The organism is Kamptonema formosum PCC 10802 (assembly GCF_000332335.1).
Lineage (GTDB): Bacteria > Cyanobacteriota > Cyanobacteriia > Cyanobacteriales > Oscillatoriaceae > Oscillatoria.
This window is the reverse complement of record NZ_KB235948.1, coordinates 2,241,016-2,243,608: the sequence shown is the minus strand read 5'-3', so window position 1 is coordinate 2,243,608 and position 2,593 is coordinate 2,241,016. Positions and strand designations below refer to the sequence as shown.

Below are 2,593 nucleotides of genomic sequence, written 5' to 3'. Positions count from 1 at the left end.
TGCTCCCCACCCGCAGCCTTTGTCAAATCGGCACAATTTCTCTGCTGATGCTGGCAGCTTCAAGTCCGAGCCATGCGCAAATTATACCAGACGCAACCCTGCCCTTGCATTCGACCGTAACGCGGGATGGCAGCACGCTTCGCATTGAGGGGGGAACAAGAGCCGGTGGCAATCTCTTTCACAGCTTTCAGGAATTTTCCCTCCCCACCGGCAGCGAGGCATTTTTCAACAGCGCCCCCGATATTAGCAACATCCTCACCCGCGTAACGGGGGGCAAAATCTCTAATATTGACGGCTTAATTCGGGCCAGTGGAACCGCTAACCTGTTCTTCATCAATCCCGCGGGCATCATTTTTGGCCCCAACGCGCAGTTAAATATCGGCGGCTCATTTATAGGCAGCACGGCAAACAGCATTAAATTTGCAGATAGCAGCCATTTCAGCGCCACCAATCCGGCAGCGCCACCGCTGCTGGCTATTAACGTGCCTGCTGGCTTGCAATTCGGGCAAAATCCGGGGAGAATTGTCAATCAATCGAGGGGAGCAGGAGCGAGTTTACCTGCTGATATACTCTCGGTGATGCAGCTAATACCGGAAATTTTACCGCTGTTTGCCAATGCCGGTTTAGAAGTGAACCCCGGTCAAAGTTTAGCCTTAATCGGTGGGGAGATTCAGCTTGAGGGGGGAAATTTAACCGCAAGTGGGGGAGAAATTCACCTCGGCAGCATCGCCAGTTCGGGTTTAGTCAGCCTCAAGGCAACGCCGGTGGGGTTGAGCCCAAACTATGAAAATATCGAAAATTTCGGCAACATTCAACTGTCTGCCGGTGCCAAAATTAACACCAGCGGACTGGGCAGCGGCAGAATAGAAATCCGGGGGGGAAATGTCACCCTGAGCAACTCGCGGCTTGTGGCTATGACGCTGGGGAAGATAGACGGCAGGGGGATAGATATCAGCGGCAATTCCTTTCGTGCCGGGGAGGGGTCGCAGATTTACACAATAACGCTCGGCAGTGGTGCGGCGGGAGCTGTCAACATTCGCGCCAGCGATTCAGTGGAAATGATCGGCACTGGATTTGAGAAGTATCAACAGATAGTGAGTGAATATCTGACAACTGGAACAATCAGCCCCTTCAATCCGATTTTGACTCTGGGAACGGCGACGGCTGGCACTGGGGCTGGGGGCGACGTCACCATTGATGCCGGACGCCTGTTGCTGCTGCGCGATGGAGTTGCTGGTTTGGGCGGAACCTTTGGTGCTGGAAAGGCGGGAAATCTGACACTGCGTGCCGGTACTGTGGAGTTGGTCGGTTCTGGGATAAACACCGGCACAGTGCGGGGGAGTGCCGGCGCTGGAGGGGATATTACCGTTGAGGCGAGACGGTTGACGGTGCGCGATGGGGCTGGTTTGGGCAGCGTTCCCCGGGGTGACGGTCCTGGGGGGAATATCGCCATCAGAGTTTCTGACACAGTAGAACTGTTCGGAACCCCCACCGGTAGCGTAAACCCAGTTTTAATAACCACTTTCAGTGTAGACGGTACGGGAAAGGCGGGGGACATCACCATTGAGGCGGGCCGGCTGATTCTCTCCGATGGTGCGGGAATTGGCTCCAGTAACGGCCTTTTTATTGGCCAAAGTTTGCTGTCTGCGGCTGGGGGACCTGCAGGCAACTTGACAATTCGCGCCCGGGAGTCGGTGGAAGTGTCGGGCTTTTCTTCTAATGTTCTCGATACGGGCAGCCAGCAGCAAACCTTTCTTACCTCTTTTACTGTCAACTCCTATCCGGGAGGAAATATCAGCATTTATACGCCGAGACTGACGGTCAGCAATGGGGCCTACATTTCGGCGGCTTCTGCCGGGTCGGGAAAGGCGGGGGACATTACAATCGGCGCTCAGACGGTAGAAGTTATTGGAAGTGCTAATACCGCTCAATTTCTCACCCAGATTGAAGCTTCAGCAGGCCGGGTGTACAGCTTTCAAAATCCCAGCGCTTCCGGAAATGCAGGGGCGCTGAATATTCAGACCGGCTCCCTAACAGTCCGGGATGGGGGCCTGATTACCGTGAGCAATTTGGGGGCGGGCAGCACCGGCACATTAAATGTGGTGGCTGACTCGGTGCGACTGAATACTGGCGGAAAGCTAGAAGCCAACACCAACTCCGGAACGGGGGGCGATCTGAACATACAGGCATCTTCTTTACAGCTGCGCTCGGGCAGCCATATTGTGACAGACGCCAATAACGCCGATGGCGGCAATATTAGTATTAGCGCCGGCACGCTCGTCGCCCTAGAAAATAGCGACATCACCGCTAACGCTCTATCAGGCAAAGGGGGTCGGGTGAGTGTGAGCGCCACTGGAATTTTTGGCACGCAGTTTCGGGATGCCATTACCCCGGAGAGCGACATCACAGCCACGTCTAATCTCGGCCCCGAGTTCAGCGGTACGGTGGAAATCAAAACCCCTGATGTTAACCCCGCCGCAGGGTTGCTTCAGGTGTCAGCGTCTTTCAGTGACATCAGCAATCAAATTGTTTCCGGCTGCGCGGCGGATAAGGGCAATCGCTTTGTGGTCACCGGACGCGGCGGAATTCCGGA

Annotated in this window: 1 protein-coding gene; it reads left to right on the top strand. The window is 55.2% G+C overall.

Going from position 1 to position 2,593, the window contains the following annotated elements; all coding sequences use genetic code 11:
- Positions 1-47: 47 nt before the first annotated feature.
- Positions 48-2,593, top strand: a 2,546-nt coding sequence (locus tag OSC10802_RS52740; protein ID WP_017716560.1) for a two-partner secretion domain-containing protein, incomplete at its 3' end; no start/stop codon positions are given.